Annotated in this window: 1 protein-coding gene; it reads left to right on the forward strand. The window is 66.8% G+C overall.

Going from position 1 to position 506, the window contains the following annotated elements; all coding sequences use genetic code 11:
* A partial coding sequence (locus tag JCM25156_RS20175) for an oligopeptide/dipeptide ABC transporter ATP-binding protein (protein ID WP_025814585.1) occupies window positions 1-506 on the forward strand: 506 nt, incomplete at both ends.

The following is a 506-nucleotide window of genomic DNA, read 5'->3' on the forward strand; positions in this document are numbered from 1 at the left end:
GCACGCTGGAACTGCTGGGGGAAATGGGCGTGCCGGACCCCCCGCGCGCGGCGCGCAGCTATCCCCATCAACTGTCCGGCGGGCTGCGCCAGCGCGCGATGATCGCCATGGCGCTTTCGTGCAATCCCACGCTGCTGATTGCCGATGAGCCGACAACCGCGCTGGACGTGACGGTGCAGGCGCAGATCCTTGAACTCATCGACACGCTGCGCAGCACCCATGGTTCCTCCGTATTGCTGATCACGCATGATATGGGCGTGGTGGCCCAGAGCTGTGACGATGTGCTCGTACTCTATTCCGGCCGCGTGGCCGAAACCGGACCGGCGACAGCCCTGTTCGACCACCCGGCCCACCCCTACACCGCCGCCCTGCTGGATTCCATTCCGCCCCTGTACGGCCCCCGCCCGCACCGTCTGCCCGCCATTGCCGGTATGCCGCCCCTTCCATCACAGCGCCCCGTGGGCTGTGCTTTCGCGCCGCGCTGCAAGTACGGTCATGAAAGCTGT

It is taken from the genome of Komagataeibacter kakiaceti JCM 25156 (assembly GCF_000613305.1).